Annotated in this window: 21 protein-coding genes; 10 read left to right on the plus strand and 11 right to left on the minus strand. The window is 67.8% G+C overall.

The window, feature by feature from the left end; all coding sequences use genetic code 11:
• Positions 1-3 precede the first annotated feature (3 nt).
• The 5 genes from bioD (at position 4) to M6E97_RS27630 (ending at position 7236) form a co-directional block, all read left to right on the plus strand.
• Positions 4-690 (plus strand): dethiobiotin synthase, encoded by a 687-nt coding sequence (gene bioD / locus M6E97_RS27610; RefSeq protein WP_003111241.1) that lies wholly within the window; start codon positions 4-6, stop codon positions 688-690.
• 108 nt (positions 691-798) lie between these two features.
• Positions 799-1029, plus strand: a complete 231-nt coding sequence (locus tag M6E97_RS27615) for a hypothetical protein (RefSeq protein ID WP_003103338.1) — start codon at positions 799-801, stop codon at positions 1027-1029.
• Between the two features lie 340 nt (positions 1030-1369).
• Positions 1370-3175, plus strand: coding sequence for a phenylacyl-CoA dehydrogenase (locus tag M6E97_RS27620; RefSeq protein ID WP_003084842.1), 1806 nt, complete (start codon positions 1370-1372; stop codon positions 3173-3175).
• Between the two features lie 212 nt (positions 3176-3387).
• On the plus strand, positions 3388-5184 hold the full coding sequence (locus M6E97_RS27625; RefSeq protein WP_058187952.1) for an acyl-CoA dehydrogenase C-terminal domain-containing protein: 1797 nt from the start codon (positions 3388-3390) through the stop codon (positions 5182-5184).
• 273 nt (positions 5185-5457) lie between these two features.
• Complete coding sequence (locus M6E97_RS27630) at positions 5458-7236, plus strand: acyl-CoA dehydrogenase C-terminal domain-containing protein (RefSeq protein ID WP_034005231.1); 1779 nt, start codon at positions 5458-5460, stop codon at positions 7234-7236.
• Positions 7237-7568: 332 nt separating this feature from the next.
• Here the strand turns inward: M6E97_RS27630 and nirN are convergent, their stop codons facing one another.
• From nirN to nirS, 11 genes are read right to left on the minus strand one after another with little or no spacing between them, the layout of a single operon-like run.
• Complete coding sequence (nirN, locus tag M6E97_RS27635; RefSeq protein ID WP_033941623.1) at positions 7569-9050, minus strand: dihydro-heme d1 dehydrogenase; 1482 nt, start codon at positions 9048-9050, stop codon at positions 7569-7571.
• Positions 9041-9880 (minus strand): uroporphyrinogen-III C-methyltransferase, encoded by an 840-nt coding sequence (gene cobA / locus M6E97_RS27640; RefSeq protein ID WP_034005232.1) that lies wholly within the window; start codon positions 9878-9880, stop codon positions 9041-9043. The genes nirN and cobA overlap by 10 nt, the downstream gene beginning before the upstream one ends.
• Positions 9881-9890: 10 nt before the next feature.
• Complete coding sequence (gene nirJ, locus M6E97_RS27645) at positions 9891-11054, minus strand: heme d1 biosynthesis radical SAM protein NirJ (protein WP_003106109.1); 1164 nt, start codon at positions 11052-11054, stop codon at positions 9891-9893.
• Positions 11048-11563, minus strand: coding sequence for an Lrp/AsnC family transcriptional regulator (locus tag M6E97_RS27650; RefSeq protein WP_003084858.1), 516 nt, complete (start codon positions 11561-11563; stop codon positions 11048-11050). The genes nirJ and M6E97_RS27650 overlap by 7 nt, the downstream gene beginning before the upstream one ends.
• Complete coding sequence (locus tag M6E97_RS27655) at positions 11538-11981, minus strand: Lrp/AsnC family transcriptional regulator (RefSeq protein ID WP_003084860.1); 444 nt, start codon at positions 11979-11981, stop codon at positions 11538-11540. Before M6E97_RS27655 ends, M6E97_RS27650 begins: the two co-directional genes overlap by 26 nt.
• Positions 11974-12498 carry an Lrp/AsnC family transcriptional regulator gene (locus M6E97_RS27660; RefSeq protein ID WP_034005233.1) on the minus strand — a complete coding sequence of 175 codons (525 nt, stop codon included), beginning with the start codon at positions 12496-12498 and terminating at the stop codon, positions 11974-11976. Before M6E97_RS27660 ends, M6E97_RS27655 begins: the two co-directional genes overlap by 8 nt.
• On the minus strand, positions 12495-12947 hold the full coding sequence (locus tag M6E97_RS27665) for an AsnC family transcriptional regulator (protein WP_003084864.1): 453 nt from the start codon (positions 12945-12947) through the stop codon (positions 12495-12497). The genes M6E97_RS27660 and M6E97_RS27665 overlap by 4 nt, the downstream gene beginning before the upstream one ends.
• An 8-nt stretch (positions 12948-12955) precedes the next feature.
• Positions 12956-14134, minus strand: a complete 1179-nt coding sequence (gene nirF / locus M6E97_RS27670; protein ID WP_003084866.1) for a heme d1 biosynthesis protein NirF — start codon at positions 14132-14134, stop codon at positions 12956-12958.
• Positions 14131-14490 (minus strand): cytochrome c55X, encoded by a 360-nt coding sequence (nirC, locus tag M6E97_RS27675; protein ID WP_003084870.1) that lies wholly within the window; start codon positions 14488-14490, stop codon positions 14131-14133. The genes nirF and nirC overlap by 4 nt, the downstream gene beginning before the upstream one ends.
• Positions 14487-14801, minus strand: a complete 315-nt coding sequence (gene nirM, locus M6E97_RS27680; RefSeq protein WP_003084872.1) for a cytochrome C-551 — start codon at positions 14799-14801, stop codon at positions 14487-14489. Before nirM ends, nirC begins: the two co-directional genes overlap by 4 nt.
• 50 nt (positions 14802-14851) lie before the next feature.
• The gene (nirS, locus tag M6E97_RS27685; protein ID WP_021263084.1) at positions 14852-16558 is read right to left on the minus strand and encodes a nitrite reductase; all 1707 of its coding nucleotides are present in this window, start codon (positions 16556-16558) and stop codon (positions 14852-14854) included.
• Positions 16559-16773: 215 nt separating this feature from the next.
• Here nirS and nirQ point away from each other — a divergent pair, with 215 nt between their 5' ends.
• The 5 genes from nirQ to norB all read left to right on the plus strand — a co-directional run bounded on the left by nirQ (position 16774) and on the right by norB (position 20310).
• Positions 16774-17556, plus strand: a complete 783-nt coding sequence (nirQ, locus tag M6E97_RS27690; RefSeq protein WP_003084875.1) for a transcriptional regulator NirQ — start codon at positions 16774-16776, stop codon at positions 17554-17556.
• Positions 17557-17590: 34 nt separating this feature from the next.
• The gene (locus M6E97_RS27695) at positions 17591-18118 is read left to right on the plus strand and encodes a cytochrome c oxidase subunit 3 (RefSeq protein ID WP_003118864.1); all 528 of its coding nucleotides are present in this window, start codon (positions 17591-17593) and stop codon (positions 18116-18118) included.
• Positions 18119-18125: 7 nt separating this feature from the next.
• Positions 18126-18383 (plus strand): cytochrome C oxidase subunit IV family protein, encoded by a 258-nt coding sequence (locus M6E97_RS27700; RefSeq protein WP_003113239.1) that lies wholly within the window; start codon positions 18126-18128, stop codon positions 18381-18383.
• 89 nt (positions 18384-18472) lie between these two features.
• A complete protein-coding gene (norC, locus tag M6E97_RS27705; protein ID WP_003084881.1) occupies positions 18473-18913 on the plus strand; it encodes a nitric oxide reductase subunit NorC in 441 nt (146 codons plus the stop codon).
• Positions 18913-20310 carry a nitric-oxide reductase subunit NorB gene (gene norB / locus M6E97_RS27710; protein WP_003084883.1) on the plus strand — a complete coding sequence of 466 codons (1398 nt, stop codon included), beginning with the start codon at positions 18913-18915 and terminating at the stop codon, positions 20308-20310. Before norC ends, norB begins: the two co-directional genes overlap by 1 nt.

Genomic DNA, 20310 nt, shown 5'->3' on the forward strand with positions numbered 1-20310 from the left:
ACCATGCCGGCGTTCTTCGTCACCGGTACCGACACCGAGATCGGCAAGACCACCATCGCCGCCGGCCTGCTCCACGCGGCCCGGCGTGCCGGCCTGAGCACCGCCGCGGCGAAGCCGGTGGCCTCCGGCTGCGAGCCCACGGCGCAAGGCCTGCGCAATGGCGACGCGCTGGCGTTGCTCGGCCAGTGTTCGCTGGCGCTGGCCTACGAGCAGGTCAACCCGCTGGCCTTCGCGCCGGCCATCGCCCCGCACCTGGCGGCGCGCGAGGCCGGCGTCGAACTGAGCGCCGCACGCTTGCACGAGGCGGTGCGCGAGGTGCTGGCGCTACAGGCCGATCTCACCTTGGTGGAGGGCGCCGGCGGTTGGCGCGTGCCGTTGCAGGGTCGCGAGAACCTCTCCGACCTGGCGCGCCTGCTGGCGCTGCCGGTGGTGCTGGTGGTCGGCGTGCGCCTGGGCTGTATCAACCATGCGCTGCTCAGCGCCGAGGCGATCCTGGGCGACGGCCTGGCGCTGGCCGGCTGGGTGGCCAACGTCGTCGACCCGGCTACCTCGCGCCTGGAGGAGAACCTGGCGACCCTCGCCGAGCGCCTGCCGGCGCCCTGCCTGGGCCGGGTACCGCGCCTGGAGGAAGCCACTCCCGCGGCCGTGGCCGCGCACCTCGACCTGCGGCCCCTGGGTATCGGGCTATAAACAGCGGGCCGTCCATAACCAACGGGCGGTACCCAGCGCCGGCCAAGTCTGCTTGAATAGAAGCCACTTGCTATCGTAGCGGCGCGTGCGCGTCCCCAGGAGTAGAGGGTGGAAATTTCCGGCAACGCTTTCGTCAGTGGCCTCAATGCGGTGCAGTCGGGTAGCGCCCGCGTCGCCCAGGCCGGCAGCGAGATCGCCCGCAACACCGTGGAGGCCCGTTCGCCCCAGGCCGAGCAGATGGTCGAGCTGACCCGCGGCAAGCTCGAGGCGCAGAGCGGCGCCCGGGTCATCGAGGTAGCCGACGAGACCCTCGGCACCCTGATCGACACCCACGCCTGACTCCCTGGCGGCCGGCAGCGGTCGCCCCCGACTCTTTCTTTTCCGACTGTCACCCGGCGGCCCCTGAAGCCTGCCGGGCGCTTCGCCATGGGCTTTACTGAGAGAGACGAAAGCGCTTTGGATGGTCGTTGCAGCCAGTGATTTCGGGCATGACCGAGCGGTCGGTTCGGATGCTTGACAAGGGATTGGCGTAAACGTATGTTTCAAACGCCTGTTTGAGAGTCGGGACGCATGAGTGCGTCCGGCAAGGCGACCGGGAGCGATCCCGCACTGCGACCGCAGACTCTGGACATCCGTCCGGTCGCCGATTAACCAGAACCCTTCGTAGAGGTTGACTGCTATGCCTGATTACAAGGCCCCCTTGCGTGATATCCGTTTCGTTCGCGACGAGCTGCTGGGCTACGAAGCGCACTACCAGAGCCTGCCGGGCGCCGAAGACGCGACTCCCGACATGGTCAACGCCATCCTCGAGGAAGGTGCGAAGTTCTGCGAACAGGTGATCGCTCCGCTGAACCGCGTCGGCGACCTGGAAGGCTGCACCTGGAGCGCCGACGGCGTGAAGACCCCGACCGGCTTCAAGGAGGCCTACCAGCAGTTCGTCGAAGGCGGCTGGCCGAGCCTGGCCCATGACGTCGAGCACGGCGGCCAGGGGCTGCCGGAATCCCTCGGCCTGGCCATCAGCGAGATGGTCGGCCAGGCCAACTGGTCCTGGGGCATGTACCCGGGCCTGTCCCACGGCGCCATGAACACCCTGCATGCCCACGGCACCGCCGAGCAGCAGGCGACCTACCTGACCAAACTGGTCTCCGGCGAGTGGACCGGCACCATGTGCCTGACCGAGCCGCACTGCGGCACCGACCTGGGCATGCTGCGCACCAAGGCCGAGCCGCAGGCCGACGGCAGCTACAAGGTCACCGGCACCAAGATCTTCATCTCCGCCGGCGAGCACGACATGGCCGACAACATCGTCCATATCGTCCTGGCCCGCCTGCCCGACGCCCCGCAGGGCACCAAGGGCATCTCGCTGTTCATCGTACCGAAGTTCCTGCCCAACGCCGAAGGCAACGCCGGCGAGCGCAACGCGGTTTCCTGCGGTTCCATCGAGCACAAGATGGGCATCCACGGCAACGCCACCTGCGTGATGAACTTCGACGCCGCCACCGGCTTCCTGATCGGCCCGCCGAACAAGGGCCTGAACTGCATGTTCACCTTCATGAACACCGCTCGCCTGGGTACCGCGCTGCAAGGCCTGGCCCATGCCGAAGTCGGTTTCCAGGGCGGCATCGCCTATGCTCGCGAGCGTCTGCAGATGCGCTCGCTGACCGGTCCGAAGGCGCCCGAGAAGCCCGCCGACCCGATCATCGTGCATCCTGACGTGCGCCGCATGCTGCTGACCATGAAGGCCTTCGCCGAAGGCAATCGCGCGATGCTGTACTTCGCCGCCAAGCAGGTCGACATCGTCCAGCGCAGCCAGGACGAAGAGCAGAAGAAAGCCGCCGACTCGATGCTGGCCTTCCTCACGCCGATCGCCAAGGCGTTCATGACCGAAGTCGGCTTCGAGTCCGCCAACCACGGCGTGCAGATCTTCGGTGGCCACGGTTTCATCGCCGAGCACGGCATGGAGCAGAACGTCCGCGACAGCCGCATCTCGATGCTGTACGAAGGCACCACCGGCGTTCAGGCCCTCGACCTGCTGGGTCGCAAGGTGCTGATGACCCAGGGCGAGGCGCTGAAGGGCTTCACCAAGATCGTGCACAAGTTCTGCCAGGCCAACGAAGCCAACGAAGCCGTCAAGGAATTCGTCGCTCCGCTGGCGCAGCTGAACAAGGAGTGGGGCGACCTGACCATGAAGGTCGGCATGGCCGCCATGAAGGATCGCGAGGAAGTCGGCGCCGCTTCGGTGGACTACCTGATGTACTCCGGCTACGCCTGCCTGGCCTACTTCTGGGCCGACATGGCGCGCCTGGCCGCCGAGAAGCTGGCCGCCGGCACCGGCGAGGAAGCCTTCTACAAGGCCAAGCTGCAGACCGCGCGCTTCTACTTCCAGCGCATCCTGCCGCGTACCCGCGCCCACGTCGCCGCCATGCTGTCCGGCGCCAACAACCTGATGGAGATGGCCGAGGAAGATTTCGCCCTCGGTTACTGATGGCACGGGCCGCTGGCGGCCCGTTCCCCAGGTGAGAAAGAGCCCGCCCTTCGGCGGGCTTTTTCATGCCTGCGATCCGCTGCATCCTGGCCTTTCGACCTCGGGGTTATGGCGTTGCATTCAGCGTCCGCAGCGTGATTGTAGGCGCCCGCCCGGCGCAGTAGCTTCGAGGGATTCGCGCCTGTGGGGCGCCCCTGCCGAGGAGAACAGAGATGCCGGAATACAAGGCTCCGCTGCGCGACATGCGCTTCCTGATCGATGAGGTATTCGACTTCCATGGGCGCTACCAGGCGCTCGGCGCCAGCGACGCGACCCCGGACATGGTGGCGGCGATCCTCGATGAAGGGTCGAAATTCTGCGAACAGGTTCTGGCGCCGCTGAACCGCTCCGGCGACGAAGAAGGCTGCCACTTCGACAACGGCGTGGTGACCACGCCCAAGGGCTTCAAGGAAGCCTATGCACAGTACGTCGAGGGTGGCTGGAACGGTGTCGCCAGCGATCCCGCGTACGGCGGCCAGGGCCTGCCGCACTCGCTGGGTCTGCTGCTCAGCGAGATGATCGGCTCCAGCAACGTCTCCTGGGGCATGTACCCGGGCCTGACCCGCGGCGCCATGTCGGCGATCCACGCCCACGGCAGCCAGGCGCAGAAGGACCTCTACCTGGCGCGGATGACCGCCGGCACCTGGACCGGCACCATGTGCCTGACCGAGCCGCACTGCGGCACCGACCTGGGCATCATCAAGACCCGCGCGGTGCCGAACGCCGACGGCAGCCATGCGATCAGCGGGACGAAGATCTTCATCTCCGCCGGCGAGCACGACCTGAGCGAGAACATCGTTCACCTGGTGCTGGCCAAGTTGCCCGATGCGCCGGCCGGGACCAAGGGTATCTCGCTGTTCATCGTGCCGAAGTTCCTCCCCGACGCCGCCGGCGAGGCAGGCGTGCGCAACGCGGTTTCCTGTGGCTCCATCGAGCACAAGATGGGGATCAAGGCCTCGGCCACCTGCGTGATGAACTTCGACGGCGCCACCGGCTACCTGATCGGCGAGCCGAACAAGGGCCTGCACTGCATGTTCACCATGATGAACCACGCCCGCCTGGGCACCGGCATGCAGGGCCTGTGCCTTGGCGAGACCAGCTACCAGGGCGCCGTGCGCTATGCCCGGGAACGCTTGCAGATGCGCTCGCTGACCGGGCCGAAGGCGCCGGACAAGCCGGCCGACCCGATCATCGTGCACCCCGACGTACGGCGCATGCTGCTGACCATGAAGGCGTTCAACGAAGGCAACCGCGCGCTGGCCTACTTCACCGCCCAGTTGCTCGACACCGAGCACCTGTCGCAGGACGCCGCCGAGCGCGAGCGGGCCGCCGACCTGCTGGCCTTCCTGACGCCGATCGGCAAGGCCTTCATGACCGAGACCGGGCAGGAGGTGACCAACCTCGGCATGCAGGTCTACGGCGGCCACGGCTACATCCGCGAGTGGGGCATGGAGCAGTTGGTCCGCGATTGCCGCATCGCACAGATCTACGAAGGCACCAACGGCATCCAGGCCCTCGACCTGCTTGGCCGCAAGGTACTGGGCAGCCAGGGCAAGCTGTTGCGCGGTTTCACCAAACTGGTCCACCAGTTGTGCCAGGCCCAGGCCGAGCATCCGCAACTGAAGGGACAGGTCGCGCAACTGGCGGCGCTGAACGCGCAGTGGGGCGAACTGACCCAGCAGGTGGGCCTGGCGGCGATGAAGAATGCCGACGAAGTGGGCGCCGCCTCGGTGGACTACCTGATGTTCTCCGGCTACGTGACCCTGGCCTATTTCTGGTTGCGCATCGCCCTGGTGGCGCGCGAGAAGCTGGATGCCGGCAGCGGCGAGGCCGCGTTCTACGAAGCCAAGCTGGCCACCGCCGACTTCTACTTCAGTCGCCTGCTGCCGCGCACCGCGGCGCACGCCGCGGCGATCCAGGCCGGCGCGGCGGGCCTGATGAGCCTGTCGGCGGAGCAGTTTTCGCTCTAGCGGCTGCCGGGGCAGGGGCGCGGCGCTTCTTCCCCCGGTTTCTCCCCCACCCGCCGGGCCCGTCGGACTCCCGGCGAACTCGCTCGAGCCCGCGAAAAGCGGGCTTTTTCATGCCTGTCGCATAGAAGACCGATATAGACTTAATGGTCACGACGTGACGCTACAAGTCCGAAATGTTGGTGGTGTAGACTCGGCCGCGGCACGCCTTTCGTGCCTCCATTTTGTTGCCGCTGGCCCCCGGCCGGCGATCGGTACGATCGAGGATTCCCCCACATGGCTGATTACAAAGCTCCGCTGCGCGACATGCGCTTCGTCCTCAATGAGGTGTTCGAGGTCTCCCGGCTCTGGGCGCAACTGCCGGCGCTGGCCGAAGTGGTCGACGCCGAGACCGCCGCGGCGATCCTCGAAGAGGCCGGCAAGGTCACCGCCGGTACCATCGCCCCGCTGAACCGTCCGGGCGACGAGGAAGGCTGCCAGTGGAACGCTGGCGCGGTGAGCACCCCGGCCGGCTTCCCCGAGGCCTACCGGACCTACGCCGAAGGCGGCTGGGTCGGCGTCGGCGGCGATCCGGCCTACGGCGGCATGGGGATGCCCAAGGTGATCTCGGCGCAGGTCGAGGAACTGGTCAACTCGGCCAACCTGTCGTTCGGCCTGTACCCGATGCTGACCGCCGGCGCCTGCCTGGCGCTCAATGCCCATGCCAGCGACGAACTGAAGGACAAGTACCTGCCGAACATGTACGCCGGCACCTGGGCCGGTTCCATGTGTCTGACCGAGCCGCATGCCGGCACCGACCTGGGCATCATCCGCACCAGGGCCGAGCCGCAGGCCGACGGTTCCTACAAGATCAGCGGGACCAAGATCTTCATCACCGGCGGCGAGCATGACCTGACCGAGAACATCATCCACCTGGTGCTGGCCAAGCTGCCCGACGCCCCGGCCGGGCCGAAGGGCATCTCGCTGTTCCTGGTGCCGAAGGTGCTGGTCAACGCCGACGGCTCGCTGGGCGAGAAGAACAGCCTGGGTTGCGGCTCCATCGAGCACAAGATGGGGATCAAGGCCTCGGCCACCTGCGTGATGAACTTCGACGGCGCCACCGGTTGGCTGGTGGGCGAGGTCAACAAGGGCCTGGCGGCGATGTTCACCATGATGAACTACGAGCGCCTTGGCGTCGGCATCCAGGGCCTGGCCACCGGCGAGCGCTCCTACCAGAGCGCCATCGAGTATGCCCGCGAGCGTATCCAGAGCCGCGCGCCGACCGGCCCGGTAGCCAAGGACAAGGCCGCCGACCCGATCATCGTGCACCCCGACGTGCGCCGCATGCTGCTCACCATGAAGGCGCTGAACGAAGGCGGCCGCGCCTTCTCCAGCTACGTCGCGATGCAGCTGGACACCGCCAAGTACAGCGAAGACGCGGTCACCCGCAAGCGTGCGGAAGAGCTGGTGGCGCTGCTGACCCCGGTGGCCAAGGCATTCCTCACCGACATGGGACTGGAAACCACTATCCATGGCCAGCAGATCTTCGGCGGCCACGGCTTCATCCGCGAATGGGGCCAGGAGCAACTGGTGCGCGACTGTCGCATCACGCAGATCTACGAAGGCACCAACGGCATTCAGGCGCTCGACTTGGTGGGACGTAAGGTGATCGGCAACGGCGGCGCCTTCTCCCGTCACTTCACCGACGAGATCAAGGCCTTCGTCGCTTCCGCCGACGAGGCCCTGGGCGAGTTCAGCAAGCCGCTGGCGGCCGCCGTGGAGAACCTGGAAGAGCTGACCGCCTGGCTGCTCGACCGCGCCAAGGGCAACCCCAACGAGATCGGCGCGGCGTCGGTCGAATACCTGCATGTGTTCGGCTACACCGCCTATGCCTACATGTGGGCATTGATGGCGCGCACCGCGCTGGCCAAGCAGGGCGAGGACGACTTCTACGCCAGCAAGCTGGGTACCGCGCGCTTCTACTTCGCCCGCCTGCTGCCGCGCATCCATTCCCTGAGCGCCTCCGTGCGCGCCGGCAGCGAGTCGCTGTACCTGCTGGACGCCGAGCAGTTCTGAGGCCTGGCGCCTGAGACGGAAAGCCCCGCGATGCGGGGCTTTTTTCTGGGCGCCGGGGGCTCGGCGCGCGGGACGGGTGGGGGTGGATATCCGCTTGCGGCTATCCGCCATTCCCAGGGTTTTCTCGGGGCCGTGATGGGACAGGGTGATCGGCGGATAACGCCGTTGGCGTTATGCCCTAGGGCTCCTCGCGCAGGGTGGGCGGTAGGGCGAATAACCGCTTGCGGTTATCCGCCATTCCCGTGGTTTTTCTCGTGCCGTGAGGGGACAGGGTTGTCGCGGTCCGTCGCGGAGGATACGGGGATATCCGTTGATGGCGTCTCGCCCGAGCCTCAGTGCGAGGTTCCCTCCGCATAGCCGATCTTGTTGCCGACGTTGTACTTGCCCGACGGCTTGTTCATCGGCAGTCGCTTCACTTCCTCCAGGCTGTGCGCGTCGTAGACCACCAGCGCGCCGTCGCGGTCCCAGACGCTGAGCAGGGCGTAGCGGCCGTCGCGGGTGAACTCGACGTGGCCGGCCACCTTGCCCGGGCTGGGGCGCAGGCGATGGGCGATTTCCAGGGTCTGCTTGTCGATCAGCAGGATCTCGTCGTGTTTCTTGCCAAGGAAGGTATCGGTCCAGGCGTAGGGCGAGTCGGCATGGCTGCGCATGAAGAAGCCGGGGCCGTCGGTGACGATTTCCTTCAACGGCTTCCAGTTTTGCAGGTCGATCACCGAGATCACCCCGCGGCTGATGTTCGGCGTGGCGAACACCCAGCGCCCGTCGCGCTTCCAGTAGATGCCCGAGCCGAGGTGCGGCATGCCCGACAGCGGGATCGAGGCGACCCGCGCGCCGCTGTCCAGCTCGATCACCTCGCCGCCCCTGGCCTGCCGCGAGCTGCCCAGCAGGTAGCGGTAGTCGGGGCTGAAGGAGAAGTCGTCGAGGTAGTCGGCCACCGCCAACCGTTTCGGCGCGACCGGCTTGCCGTTGGCATAGGGCAGCTCCCACAGCTCGTGGACGTCCTTCAGGGCGACCACGAAGCTGTGCCGCGGCGGTGCCGTGTATACCGCGCTGACCCGCGAGGCCTGGCCCTGGGCGTCGGCCGCCGGGATGACCTGCACCAGGGACAGGTCGCGGGCGTCCAGCAGCACCAGGTTGCCGGGCAGGTAGTTGCCCACCAGGACCCAGCGCCCGTCGTCGCTGACCGCCAGGTTGCGCGTGTTGAGGCCGGCGCGGACCTCGGCGACCACCTTCAGGTTGTACAGGTCGTAGAGGGTCACCCAGCCGTCGCGCGAGGCGAAGTACACCAGGCGCCCGTCCGGGGAGAACTTCGGACCACCGTGCAGGGCGTAGCGCGATGGGAAGCGGGCGATGGGCTCGAAGCGATCGCCGTCGAGGATGGTCACGTGGTGGTCGCCGGATTCCACAACCACGAACAGGTTCAGTGGGTCGGCCTCGAAGCGCGGCCTGGACGGCAGGGTGGCGAGGGGATGCGGCTGAACCTGGCTGGCCCGGATGTCCTCGGCGCTCCACTGCGGTTCGCGCGGCGGCGCCTGGTAGAGATAGGCGACCAGGGCGTCCGCCGCGGCGGCGTCCAATTGACCGGCAAAGCCGGCCATCTGGGTTGCCGGGCGTCCGTGCAGGATCACCTCGCGGGCCTGCGCCGGCTTCAGCCGCGAAAGGCTTTCCGGGAGCAGGGTCGGGCCGCTGCCGCCGAGCCGCCCGGCGCCGTGGCAGGCCTGGCAGTGCTGGCGGTAGAGCGCTTCCCCCGGCGCTTCGCCGGCCTGTGCGAGGGCGCCGAGGAGCAGGCCGAGGGCGAGGCCGATCAGGCGCATGCGACGGCCTCGCGGCTGACCGGCGAGCCGGCGCCCAGGTATGACGGATGCGCCATCGCGCGCTCGGCGAAGAGCGCCACCACCTGGCCGACGACGATCAGCGTCGGCGGCTTCAACTGGTAGCGCCGCGCCAGCGCCGGCAGCTCGGAAAGGGCGCCGCGGGTCACCTGCTGGCCCGCCTGGGTACCCTGGCTGACCAGCGCCGCCGGGGTGTCGCTGGCGAGGCCGTGCTCGACCAGGCGCGCGGCGATCTCGGCGAGGTTGCCCAGGCCCATGTAGAACACCAGGGTCTGCTTGCCGCGCGCCAGGCCGGCCCAGTCGAGGTCGAGGCGGCCGTCGTTCTGCAGGTGGCCGGTGACGAAGGTGCAGGACTGGGCGAGGTCGCGGTGGGTCAGCGGGATGCCGGCGTAGGTACTGCAACCGGAGGCGGCGGTGACGCCGGGGACCACCTGGCAGTCGACGCCGGCCTCGAGCAGGCGCTCCAGCTCCTCGGCGCCGCGACCGAAGATGAACGGGTCGCCGCCTTTCAGGCGGACCACCCGGCGTTGCTGCCGGGCCAGGCGCACCAGCTGCTCGTTGATTTCTTCCTGCGGCAGGCTGTGGTGGCCGCAGCGCTTGCCGACGTAGATGCGCTGGCAGCTTTCCGGCAGAAGGGCGATCAGCTCGCGGGCGACCAGGCGGTCGTAGACCACCACCTCGGCCTGTTGCAGCAGGGCCCAGGCGCGCAGGGTGAGCAGGCCCGGATCGCCGGGGCCGGCGCCGACCAGGGCGACGCTGCCGGCAGGGAAATCGACATCGAGGAGGGACGGCGGAATCACGGTAGTGTTCATGAGGCTTTCCTTAGACGGCGTGCAGCGCGATGCGCTCGAGGCCGATTTCCTGATCGCTGAGGTAGCAGCCGGGGTCTTCGCCCCAGAGTTCTCCGCCGGCCCAGGCGCGGGTGCGGGTGTTGCCGTTGCAGATGTCCAGCCAGCGGCATTGGCTGCAGCGCCCGACCACCGGTCGCGGGCGCTGGCGCAGTTGCAGGAGCAGCGGGTCGGGGCGCTCGAACCAGAAGTCGGCGAAGCGCTGATGGCGGATGTTGCCGACGCTGTGGTGCCACCAGTAGCTGTCCGGATGCACCTCGCCGGTGTTGTCGATGTTGGCGATGCCCTCGCCCGAGGCGTTGCCGCCCCAGTCCAGCAGCAGCTCGCAGAGACGCGCCAGTTGCTGCGGGCGGCGGCGCTTGAGCCAGTCGAGGAGAAGGATCGCGTCGGCGTCGTTGTTGCCGGTGACGAAGTCGCTGTCGCGCCCCTGCCGGATGTCCTCGTCGGCCCGTTCGAAGAGCAGCGCGAGGGCCTCGCGGGTGCGCCGGTGGTGGGCGTCGAGGGCGCGGCTGCGGCGGCCGCGGCCACTGTAGTTGAGGTGCGAGAGGTAGAACTTCTGCACGTCGAGTTCGCGCATCAGGTCGAGCAGTGCCGGTAGTTGCGCGGCGTTCTCCTCGGTCAGGGTGGTGCGCATGCCGACGCGGATATCCGCCTCGCGGCACAGGCGCATGGCCGCCAGCGCGGCGTCGAAGCTGCCCTGCTTCTGGCGGAAGCGGTCGTGGGTCTCGCGCAGGCCGTCGAGGCTGATGCCGACGTAGTCGAAGCGGGCCTCGGCGACGCGCTGGATGTTGCCTTCGTCGATCAGCGTACCGTTGCTCGACAGCGCCACGAACATCCCGGCCTGGCGCGCATGGGCGGCGATCTCGAAGAGGTCCGGGTGCATCAGCGGTTCGCCGCCGGAGAGGATCAGCACGCGCACTCCGGCGGCGCGCAGGTCGTCGATGCCGCGAAGGATTTCCGCGGTCTCCAGCTCGCCACGGAAGTCGCTGTCGGCGGAGGTGGAGTAACAGTGCTTGCAGGTCAGGTTGCAGCGCCGCAGCAGGTTCCAGATCACCACCGGGGCGCGCCTGCCGCCGGCGCGGCGCGGCGTCGGCGCGTCCTCGGCGAGGCTGCGCAGGTAATGGCTGATCCTCAGCATGGACGTTCCTCCTTCTGCGCCAGGCGCAGGCCGGTCTTCTTCAGGATGCGGCTGCTCACCAGCATCTCGTCGGCGCGACAGTCCTCGCCGAGCAGCAGGCGGATCTGCTGGCGGTAGCCTTCGATCTCCGCTTCGCTGCGGCCGTGGACCATGGCGAACAGGTTGTAGCGCCACTGCGGCAGATGGCGCGGGCGCCGGTAGCAATGGCTGACGAAGGACAGCCCGCCTACCAGCCGGCCGAGGCGTTCGATGCGTTCGTCGGCGACGTCCCAGACGGTCATGCCGTTGTGCCGGTAGCCAAGGCGATAGTGATTGGGCACCGCGGCGATGCGCCGGATCACCCCGGCGTCGCGCAGGCGCTTCAGCAGCGCCAGGGTCTCCGCCTCGCTCAGCCGCAGTTGCGCGGCGATCCACGCCCAAGGGTCGGCGACCAGCGGCAGGCCGGCCTGGGTCAGTTCGATCAGGCGGCGGGCGAGCAGGGCGTCAGAGGGGGAAATGCAGGCCGACATGGTAGGTCGCCTCCTTGGGCAGGTCGAGTACCGCCAGCCCGCTCTCGCGCTCCAGCCGTGCAAGGGTCTCGGCGACCTCCGCCGGGCTGTCGCAGGCGACCACCAGCCACATGTTCAGGGCGTGCTCGCGACGGTAGTTGTGGGCGACCTGCGGCCAGCCGGCGAGCAGCGCGGCGATCTCTTCGAAACGCGCCTCCGGCACGCTCATGGCGGCCAGGGTGAAGGCACCGCCGAGGGGCTCGATATCGAACAGCGGACCGAAGCGGGTCAGGGTGCCGTCGTCGAGCAGGTCGTCGAGGCGGCGCAGGATGTCTTCCTCGCGGCAATCCAGCTCGGCGGCGAGCAGCGCGTAGGGATGCGGCTCCAGCGGCAGGCCGTGTTGCAGGCGGTTCAGCAGGCGCCGGTCGAACTCATCCATGGCGGCGCTCCAGGTCGGCCGGCGGCGCGGTGTAGCGGCCGCCGCACTGCTTGTAGGCGCGCAGGCTGAACAGCCAGCGGTGCGGTGTCTGGCGCAGGGCGTGGCGCTCCAGCAGGGCCTCGATCTGGCGTTCCACTTCGCCGCGCTCGCGGCCGTGGATCATGCAAAACAGGTTGTATGGCCACATCGGCAGGCGACGCGGGCGGCGGTAACAGAGCGAGACGATCGTTTCGTGGGCGAGGGCGCGGCCGACGGCGTCGACCTCCGCGTCGGCGACGTCCAGCACCAGCATGGCGTTGGCGGTATAGCCCAGGGCGCGGTGGTGGAGGATCACTCCGAAGCGGCGGAACAGGCCGTCTTCGTCCCAGCGGCGGACCTGTTCCAGCACTTCGTCTTCGCCGGCGCCGATGCGTTCGGCGAGCACCCGGTAGGGCCGGCTGGCCAGCGGCAGGCCCTGTTCCAGCAGGTAGCGCAGGTGTTGCCGCTGCGGCGCGGAGAGGGGTTCGACGGGGTTCATCGGCTGGCCTCCAGGGGAAACGCGAGGTCGATGCAGTAGGCTTCCTGCATCGGCAGGTCGAGGGGTTGCAGGCCGGTGTCGGCGGCGATCTCCGCCAGTACCCGGTCGAGTTGCGCGCGGTCGCCGGCGGTGAGCACGAACCACAGGTTGTAGCGGTGTTCGCGCTGGTAGTTGTGGTTGACCTCGGCGTACTGGCTGATGCGCTCGGCGACCCGTTGCAGACGCTCCTCGGGCACCGCCAGGGCAGCCAGGGTGCTGGCCCCGGCGCGTTGGTGGCGGAGCACCGGGCCGACCCGCGACAACGCGCCGTCGGCTTCCAGGCGACGCAGCCGTTCGAGCACCTCGGCTTCGCTGCAACCCAGGGTCTCGGCCATCCGCCGATAGGGTTCCGCGCAGATCGGCAGGCCTTTCTGGTAGCGGGCGAGGAGGCGGCGGGAGAGGTCGTCCATGGTGCCTCCTAGAGTCCGATGTGCTGGGCGCGGTGGCTGAAGAAGATGCCGCTCGGGCTGCGGGCCGGAAGGCTGCCGATGCGCTTCAGGCGGTACGGGTCCCAGACCTGCAACTGGTCGGCGTCGCGCACCGAGATCCAGACCTGGTCGCCGCGCCCGCTGAATTCCATGTGCAGTACGCCGGGGCCAGGGCGTAGGGTTTCGATCACTTCGTGGGTCTCGCTGTCGATGACCTGCACCTTGTCGTTGTCCGGGTAGGCGAAGTTGACCCAGATCTGCCGGTCGTCCGGTCGAGTCATGACGAACACCGGCTGGCCGGCGACGTCGATGGCGTCGGTCTGCTTCCAGTCGCGCGCGTCGAGCACCAGCACCTGGTGATGGCCGACCGCCGGGACGAAGGCCTGGTCGCTGGCGATGGTCCAGCCCTCCAGGTGCGGCATCTTGTACACCGGCAGCTTGCGTTGGCCGCGGCCGTAGTCGCCGAGTACGCGCCTGACGCCGCGCTCCGGGTGCCAGAGGTCGAGCTGGGCCATGCCGTCCTCGCCGAACAGCCCGGCCATGTAGTAGCGCCCGTCGGGGCTGATGAGGGCGTCGTAGGGTTGCTTGCCGATATCGCGGAAGCGGGTCAGGTGCGGCGTGTCGCCCTGGCTGAAGTCGGCGATCCAGATCTCGCCGCTGTCGAACAGGCTGAACACGAAACGCTGCCCCGGCGCGTCGACCAGGCCGACCACCCGGGAGTTCCTGTCCTGGCCGGGGAGGCGGGTGGCGGGAATCTCGGCGACCAGCTCCAGGGTGCGGCTGTCGAACACCTTGACCCCGCCCGGCTCGTAGTTGGATACCGCGACCAGCCGACCGTCCTGGCTGATCGCTCCGCCGATGCTGTTGCCGCCCTGGATCAGGCGCTTGTCGATGCGCTGGGCCAGCAGGTCGAGCTTGGTCAGGCCGCCGTCGCGACCGAATACGTAGGCGTAGCGCTGGTCGCGGGAGAAAACCAGGGAGGCGTGGGACAGGTCGCCGAGGCCTTCGACCCGCGCCAGCGAGGTCTTCGCCGTGCCGTCGAGGATCTGCACGCTGCCGTCGGCGCGTTCGATCAGCACGCCGAGGTCGCCGCTGCCGCGCAAGGGCGGCTGCTGGCTACAGCCGGCGAGCAGGGCGAGGAAAAGCGGCGCGAGGGGACGCAGGTTCATGGGGCGATCTCTCCTTCGATCAGGCGGTCCACCAGCCAGCCGGCGTCGTCTTCGCTGAGCAGGCCGGCCCAGGGGGGCATCGGGGTTTGCGGACGGCCCATGAGCACGGTGGCGACCAGCGATTCGCGCGGCTTGCCGCGCAGGGCCTCGGGGGTCAGCGCCGGGCCGAGGCCGCCGGTCAGGCGCAGGCCGTGGCAGGAGCCGCAGTCCTGCAACAGCAGGTGACGCAACTGGGCCTGGCGACGGGCATCGGGATGCTCGTCGGCCAGGCCCGGAAGAGGACAGGCGAACGTCAGCGCGAGGGCCAGCCACAAGGCGTGGCTGGCGGCGCGCCGGAAGTCCGGAGGGGCGTTCATTTCTGCGACAGGACCCACTTCGCCAGGGTCTGCGCCTCGTCGTCGCTGACCGCGTTCGGCGGCATCGGGATCGGGCCCCAGACGCCCTGGCTGCCGTTCTTGATCCGCTGCGCGAGTTCCGCTTCGGCGCCGGCCTGGCCGGCGAACTTGGCGGCGACGTCCTTGTAGGCCGGGCCGACCATCTTGGTGTCGATGGCATGGCAGGCCACGCAGCCCTTGTTCTTGAACAGCACTTCGGGGTCTTCGGCCCAGGCGCCCTGGGCGAGCAGGGTGCCGGTGGCGAGCAGCGAAAGCAGTGCGTACGGTTTCATCACGGTTCCTCGTAGGGGGGAGCGTGCGGGGCGTGCCCCGCACGCGGGTCTCAGTACACGTCGTGCTGGGTGTTGTAGACGTTGAACTTGCCGGTCGGGGTGATCAGCCGCGGGTCCTTGACCACGGCCTTGAGCTTCAGGGTCTTGTCGTCCACCACCACCAGCGCGGAGCTGTCGTTCTTGCCGTTCCACACCGAAAACCAGACTTCATCGCCGCGCTTGTTGTACTCGGGCTGCACCACCCGCTTGGCGCCTTCGCCGAGATCGGCCCATTCGGCGATCGGCAGCACCTGGTACTTGGCGTCGAGGTTCTTCAGGTCGAACACCGCGACGCTCTGGCTGATCCTGGCGTCGGGGTTGAAGGTGGTGTCGACGTAGAGGTGCGAGGACTTCGGATGGGTCTTGATGAACAGCGAGCCGCCGCCTTGGCCCTGTAGTTCGGCGACTTTCTTCCAGGCGTACTGCGGATGGTTCTTCGGATCGGTGCCGATCAGCGAGATGCTGCCGTCGCCCAGGTGGCTGGTGCTCCACACCGGGCCGTACTTGGGATGCACGAAGTTGGCGCCACGCCCCGGGTGCGGGGTCTTGCCGACGTCGACCAGGGCCGACAGGCGACGGTCCTTGGAATCGATCACGGCAACCTTGTTGGAGTTGTTGGCGGCGGTCATGAAGTAGCGGTGGCTGCTGTCCCAGCCGCCGTCGTGGAGGAACGGCGCCGCACCGATGCTGGTGACGGTGAGGTTGTCGATATCCTTGTAGTTGACCAGCAGGACCTTGCCGGTCTCCTTCACGTTGACGATGAACTCGGGGTGCTCGTGGGAGGCGATGATCGCCGCCACGCGCGGTTCCGGGTGGTAGGTCTGGGTGTCTACGGTCATGCCGCGGGTGGAGACGATCTGCTTCGGCTCCAGGGTCTCGCCGTCCATGATCGCGAACTGCGGCGGCCAGTAGGCGCCGGCGATGGTGTAGCGGTCCTCGTAGCCCTTGAACTTGGAGCTTTCCACCGAGCGCGCCTCGATGCCGATCTTGATCTCGGCGACCTTGGTCGGCTCCTTGGCCCACAGGTCGATCATGTCGATCCGCGCGTCGCGGCCGATCACCAGCAGATAGCGGCCGGAAGCGGACATCCGCGAGATATGCACGGCATAGCCGGTATCGATGACCTTGACGATCTTCTTGCTGTCGCCGTCGACCAGGGCGATCTGCCCGGCGTCGCGCAGGGTCACCGAGAACAGGTTGGGCAGGTCGAGGTCGTTGAGCTGTTTCTTCGGCCGGTCCTCCGGCTTCACCAGCACCTTCCACGATTCGCGCATCTCCGGCATGCCCCACTCCGGCGGTTGCGGCGGGGTGTGCTGGATGTACTTGGCCATCAGGGTGATCTGGTCCTTGCTCAGCTCGCCGGAGCTGCCCCAGTTCGGCATGCCCAGCGGGGTGCCGTAGGTGATCAGCGCTTCCAGGTATTGCTGGCCGCGTTGCTGGGTGATGTCCGGGGTCAGCGGCTTGCCGGTGGCGCCCTTGCGCAGGACGCCGTGGCAACCGGCGCAGCGTTGGAAGTAGATCTGCTTGGCCTCGTTGAACTCGCTTTCACTCATGTCGGGGGCACCGTTGGTGCGCACCACGTGAGCGGGATCGACGGCGGAAGCGGCACCCTGGTATTGCTCGGCGGCTTTCATGTCGTCCTTGGCGTGAGCGGTGGCCAGGCCCAGCAGCGTCAGCGAGGCGAGCAAGGTGCCCACCAGTGGCTTGCCAAATGGCATGGTCTATCTCCTCAGGAGCCCTGCGAGGCGCTCCCTTAGCAGTGTTTTGGGGGTGGCTGCGTCGGGAACTCCCGGGAATTCATGGCGCGAAAGGATCATAGAAAGCAGGGTCTTTACCCTTGCTTGACCGGAATCAAGATTGCGTTGCTTTGCGCTTGTGGCACCTTCCAACTGTGAATAGCGTGCGGTCCTAATCCCTAGCGCAGGAGTAGGACATGCGGGACGCGACACCCTTCTACGAGGCCACCGGCCATGAGATCGAAGTCTTCGAGCGCGCCTGGCGGCACGGCCTGCCGGTATTGCTCAAGGGCCCCACCGGTTGCGGCAAGACCCGCTTCGTCCAGTACATGGCGCGGCGCCTGGAACTGCCGCTGTACAGCGTCGCCTGCCACGACGACCTGGGCGCCGCCGACCTGCTCGGCCGCCATCTGATCGGCGCCGACGGCACCTGGTGGCAGGACGGCCCGCTGACCCGCGCGGTGCGCGAAGGCGGCATCTGCTACCTGGACGAAGTGGTGGAGGCGCGCCAGGACACCACGGTCGCCATCCACCCGCTGGCCGACGACCGCCGCGAGCTGTACCTGGAGCGCACCGGCGAGACGTTGCAGGCGCCGCCTTCGTTCATGCTGGTGGTGTCCTACAACCCCGGCTACCAGAACCTGCTCAAGGGCCTGAAGCCCAGCACCCGGCAGCGTTTCGTCGCGTTGCGCTTCGACTACCCGGCGGCGCAGCAGGAGGCACGCATCCTGGTCGGCGAGAGCGGTTGTGCCGAGGCCCTGGCGCAGCGCCTGGTGCAGTTGGGCCAGGCGCTGCGGCGGCTGGAGCAGCACGACCTGGAGGAAGTCGCCTCGACCCGCCTGCTGATCTTCGCCGCGCGCCTCATCGGCGACGGCATGGACCCGCGCGAGGCGTGCCGGGTGGCGCTGGCCGAACCGCTCTCGGACGACCCGGCGACGGTGGCGGCGCTGATGGACATCGTCGATCTCCATGTCGCCTGATACCGTCGAGCGGCGCCTGCCCGGCGACCTGGCGATGTGGTTCTTCATCCTCGCCGAACTCAGCGTGTTCAGCCTGCTGCTGCTGGCGTTCGCCGGCGCCCAGGCCTGGCAGCCGGAGCTGTTCCGTGCCGGCCGGGAGCAACTGGATAGCCGCTGGGGCCTGTTGCTGACCGTGGCCCTGCTCAGCTCCGGCTGGCTCGCCGCGCTGGCGGTGCATGCGGTGCGCCGCGGACGGCCGCGCCAGGCGAGCGGCTGGTTGCTGGCGGCGCTGCTGCTGGCGCTGGTCTACGTCGGCCTGAAGCTGCACGAGTACGGGCGGCTCGCCGATCTCGGCCTGGACATCGAGCACGACACTTTCTTCACCCTCTACTGGTGCCTGACCGGCTTCCATTTCCTCCACGTCCTGCTCGGCCTGCTGATCCTCGGCTGGCTGGCGCAGGCCTGCTGGCGCCGGTGTTATACGCCGCAGGCTTGCTCGGGACTGGAGTCGGGAGTGCTCTACTGGCACATGGTCGACCTGGTCTGGGTGCTGCTGTTCCCGCTGGTCTACGTCCTGCAATGAGGTGCCGATGCGAACCCTGACCCTCTGCTGGCTGGCGTTGCTGGCGCTGGCCGTGACCGGTGTGCTGCTGGGCGGCGCCGGCGACTCTCCCTGGCTGTTGGCGGCGGTGCTGGCCTGCGCGGTGGCCAAGGGCTGGCTGATCGGCGAGCGCTTCATGGAGCTGGCCCATGCCCCGGCGCTATGGCGCCGCCTGCTGCTGGCCTGGCCGCTGCTGATGGCCCTGGCGGTGGGCGCTGCGCTGTACCTGGCGCGGATGAATAACTGAGTAAATCGTTCGGGAATCTTGATTGCCATCAAGCGGGTTCGCCGCCGCCGCTTCCTAGAATCGCCGCACCACCCATTCCAGGAGGCCGCATGTCCGAGACCTTTACCAAAGGCATGGCCAGGAACATCTATTTCGGCGGGAGTGTGTTCTTCATCCTGCTGTTCCTGGCCCTGACCTACCACACCGAGAAGACCCTGCCCGAGCGCACCAACGAGGCCGCGATGAGCGCCGCGGTGGTGCGCGGCAAGCTGGTCTGGGAACAGAACAACTGCGTCGGCTGCCACACCCTGCTCGGCGAGGGTGCCTACTTCGCGCCGGAGCTGGGCAACGTGGTCGGACGCCGTGGCGGCGAGGAGGGCTTCAACACCTTCCTCCAGGCCTGGATGAAGATCCAGCCACTGAACGTGCCGGGCCGCCGCGCCATGCCGCAGTTCCATCTCAGCGAAGGGCAGGTCGACGACCTGGCCGAGTTCCTCAAGTGGAGCTCGAAGATCGATACCAACCAATGGCCGCCGAACAAGGAGGGTTGATGATGTCGCCCAATGGCTCCCTGAAATTCGCCTCGCAGGCGGTCGCCAAACCCTACTTCGTGTTCGCCCTGATCCTCTTCGTCGGGCAGATCCTGTTCGGCCTGATCATGGGCCTGCAGTACGTGGTCGGCGACTTCCTGTTCCCGGCGATCCCCTTCAACGTCGCGCGCATGGTGCACACCAACCTGCTGATCGTCTGGCTGCTGTTCGGCTTCATGGGCGCTGCCTACTACCTGGTGCCGGAGGAGAGCGACTGCGAGCTGTACAGCCCGAAGCTGGCCTGGATCCTGTTCTGGGTATTCGCCGCCGCCGGCGTGCTGACCATCCTCGGCTACCTGCTGGTGCCCTACGCCGGCCTGGCCAGGCTCACCGGCAACGAACTGTGGCCGACCATGGGCCGCGAGTTCCTCGAACAGCCGACCATCAGCAAGGCGGGCATCGTGATCGTCGCCCTGGGCTTCCTGTTCAACGTCGGCATGACCGTGCTGCGCGGGCGCAAGACCGCCATCAGCATGGTCCTGATGACCGGCCTGATCGGCCTCGCCCTGCTGTTCCTGTTCTCCTTCTACAACCCGGAAAACCTCACCCGCGACAAGTTCTACTGGTGGTGGGTGGTGCACCTGTGGGTGGAAGGCGTGTGGGAACTGATCATGGGTGCGATCCTCGCCTTCGTGCTGGTGAAGATCACCGGGGTCGACCGCGAGGTGATCGAGAAGTGGCTCTACGTGATCATCGCCATGGCGCTGATCAGCGGCATCATCGGCACCGGCCACCACTACTTCTGGATCGGCGTGCCCGGCTACTGGCTGTGGCTCGGCTCGGTATTCTCGGCGCTGGAGCCGCTGCCGTTCTTCGCCATGGTGCTGTTCGCCTTCAACACCATCAACCGCCGCCGCCGCGACTATCCGAACCGCGCGGTCGCACTGTGGGCCATGGGCACCACGGTGATGGCCTTCCTCGGCGCGGGAGTGTGGGGCTTCATGCATACCCTGGCGCCGGTCAACTACTACACCCACGGCACCCAGCTCACCGCCGCCCACGGCCACATGGCCTTCTATGGCGCCTACGCGATGATCGTGATGACCATCATCTCCTACGCCATGCCGCGCCTGCGCGGGATCGGCGAGGCGATGGACAACCGCTCGCAGGTCCTGGAGATGTGGGGCTTCTGGCTGATGACCGTGGCGATGGTGTTCATCACCCTGTTCCTCTCCGCGGCCGGGGTGCTGCAGGTCTGGCTGCAACGGATGCCGGCGGACGGCGCGGCGATGACCTTCATGGCCACCCAGGACCAGCTGGCGATCTTCTACTGGCTGCGCGAAGGCGCCGGGGTGGTGTTCCTCATCGGCCTGGTCGCCTACCTGCTGAGCTTCCGGCGCGGCAAGGCGGCCGCCTGA

The organism is Pseudomonas sp. B111, assembly GCF_026428275.1.
Taxonomy (GTDB): Bacteria; Pseudomonadota; Gammaproteobacteria; order Pseudomonadales; family Pseudomonadaceae; genus Pseudomonas; species Pseudomonas aeruginosa.